This window comes from Aquipseudomonas alcaligenes NBRC 14159, assembly GCF_000467105.1.
Lineage (GTDB): Bacteria > Pseudomonadota > Gammaproteobacteria > Pseudomonadales > Pseudomonadaceae > Aquipseudomonas > Aquipseudomonas alcaligenes.
Genome location: NZ_BATI01000094.1, coordinates 1 through 2,085, shown reverse-complemented (window position 1 = coordinate 2,085; position 2,085 = coordinate 1). Strand labels below are relative to the sequence as shown.

At 48.4% G+C, this 2,085-nt stretch carries 3 protein-coding genes; all 3 read right to left on the bottom strand.

What is annotated here, in order from left to right; translation table 11 throughout:
• A partial coding sequence (locus tag PA6_RS23700) for a hypothetical protein (protein WP_217997234.1) occupies positions 1 to 246 on the bottom strand: 246 nt, incomplete at its 3' end.
• Between the two features lie 27 nt (positions 247 to 273).
• Complete coding sequence (locus PA6_RS23695; RefSeq protein ID WP_147289533.1) at positions 274 to 1,290, bottom strand: hypothetical protein; 1,017 nt, start codon at positions 1,288 to 1,290, stop codon at positions 274 to 276.
• Positions 1,280 to 1,846 carry a recombinase family protein gene (locus PA6_RS22160; protein WP_021703192.1) on the bottom strand — a complete coding sequence of 189 codons (567 nt, stop codon included), beginning with the start codon at positions 1,844 to 1,846 and terminating at the stop codon, positions 1,280 to 1,282. The genes PA6_RS23695 and PA6_RS22160 overlap by 11 nt, the downstream gene beginning before the upstream one ends.
• Positions 1,847 to 2,085 lie beyond the last annotated feature (239 nt).

Here is a 2,085-nt window from a genome sequence, read left to right as displayed (position 1 = left end):
CCTTAAATAAACCTGCCAGATCAACGGCGTCACCCCATCAGCACCGATCGTATTGACGTCAGCTCCAGCCTGGACTTTTTCATCCACTTTCTGAAAATCATTTTGAGTAGCCGCTACCACCAACTCAGCAACTAGCGGATCACTAAAAGCTTGCTGAGGAGTCATGCCGCCGACCTTCTGTCCGGCAGCACAACTGCTTACCACTGAGAGCATGACTATAATAAACACCCTATGTTTAATGTTCATCTGACTCCAATTACCCCTTGATCCATGTTATTCTTCAGAAAAAACTCTTTTGGGTATTACGTTGTTCGAGATTTTTCCAATTTCTACGAGGCTGGGTTTTTTACCAAACTCGTGCTTTGCATAACCTGACTTCAGCAGGTGTTTTATTTCACCCAATTCCGCTGAAGACGCAAAGTCATATTTATACCTATTGGAAAGCGTACCAACTAAATTGTATAGGTAAAAAGAGTTTTTTGGGATTGATGAAATATAACTTTCCACATTGGATTTCCAATGTGCAGGCCTTTCATTTACAACCATAAGAATTAGATTGTGCCTGATAAGCTGGTCGCTTTCAGAATCTATGCAGTCATAAAGCAAGGGTGCAATCTTATTTGAGTATAGGTCCCCCGTGAACATTCTTACTACATTATAAGGATTTGCCAAAAATATTTTTTTCACTCTTTCTTCTACTGTGTCGCCAAACCCATCTTCCAAAATAAAACCTTGGCCCTCGAAAGCAACTTTCCCTTGCGATGCTAAAAGCGGCGTAAGTGCAAACAGTATTTGCGAAACTTGTTTCCAACCACGAGTTATCTGCTTCAACAACAGTCTCTTAATATCTGGATCTACGTAGTCACTATTCCTAAGCGCTCGCGAGCTAGCCTTTATCTTCTGTATCAGACCACTAAGCGAGTATTCTTCAATAATATATTGAATTCTTTGGTCGTAAGGTCTTAGCTGATTATAATTTTTATCAGCGTGGTCATCTTTCAATGTATCGGGAAGGTTAGAATTTGAAATATTTTCGCTGACAGCCTCTTTTGCAATGGCTATAGATTCTGCGGAAGGACTCCACTCAATAGAAGCTAACGGATTTAGTTCCGCAGGAAGTCCTGTCTTTTGATCTACCAAGTCACATGCAGATGATAAGTCATCTGTTAGTTTTTCTAAGAGGTCACCCCGGTCCCGGTCGATACCTGTGTAGAATTCTATTATTTCAGGAAATGACGCATAGTTCTTTTGGCCTATAATGTAATCATGAAACTCTTTGCTAGCATACATTCGGGGTGCGGAGGTACTGGTAGAGGGTTTCCCGGCTGATGTTGAACTCGCGGGCAAGCTGCGCCTTGGGCTCGCCGGCCGTCGCTCGCTGCCGCAGGGTAGCAGCCTGCTCATCGGACAGGGCTTTCTTGCGGCCCCGGTACGCGCCACGCTGCTTGGCCAAGGCGATTCCCTCACGCTGCCGCTCGCGGATCAGGGCGCGCTCGAACTCAGCGAAGGCCCCCATCACCGACAGCATCAGGTTGGCCATCGGCGAGTCCTCGCCAGTGAACACCAGGCCCTCCTTCAGGAACTCGATGCGCACGCCGCGCTGAGTCAGCTTCTGTACCAAGCGACGCAGGTCATCGAGGTTGCGGGCCAGCCGATCCATGCTGTGCACCACCACTGTATCGCCTTCGCGGACGAAGCTCAGCAGCGCTTCGAGCTGGGGGCGCTGGGTGTCCTTGCCCGATGCCTTGTCGGTGAACACCTTGCTCACCTGGGTTTGTTCCAGCTGGCGTTCCGGGTTCTGGTCAAAGCTGCTGACCCGGACGTAGCCGATGCGGTGCCCCTGCACGATGTCTCCTTGGTTGAAGGCGGCTTAAGTGCACTTTCTGTTCCGTTGTGCCTCAAAGCCCATTTCTGTCAGGCTGAAATCTATGACCTTCGCGGGCATGTGTCAACGAATGCGAAAGACCACTCTATTCTGACGACTCGGAGCGGCCTTGCCTGACGTCCGGTTAGGGTATAGCCTAGATTGACATGCGCGATGCAACCCTTAACTTGCTTGCACCTATCGTTTCCATGCTAGGGAAA